Origin of the sequence: Methylophaga sp. UBA1464, assembly GCF_002325665.1 — a bacterium.
GTDB lineage: Bacteria > Pseudomonadota > Gammaproteobacteria > Nitrosococcales > Methylophagaceae > Methylophaga.
Window position 1 is genome coordinate 1 of record NZ_DCSO01000036.1, and the last position, 304, is coordinate 304.

Below are 304 nucleotides of genomic sequence, written 5' to 3' on the forward strand. Positions count from 1 at the left end.
GCATAGGGATAGTAAGCAAACATGCCGGAATTGATGGTTTCCAGATAACCGTTATGAGATTGGAAACGACGGTTGATCGGTTCAATATCTCTGGGTTCATCAGCCAGGATGATATTTTCTTCAAAAAGTTGTAACAGCAATGCATTCATTTGACCAACGGCACGAACCGTCCGGTAATAATCCTTCATGAAATGTTCAACGGCCATACGGTTATTGGTGTCTGCATAACCGAGTTGTTTAGCCAGTTCGCGCTGATGATCTATCATCATTTTTTCTTGTTTACGACCGGCCTGATGATGTAGGG

General features: G+C 43.1%; 1 pseudogene. It reads right to left on the reverse strand.

The window, feature by feature from the left end:
• A pseudogene (locus B3O33_RS03695) lies at positions 1 to 304 on the reverse strand ([protein-PII] uridylyltransferase); the annotation flags it as partial.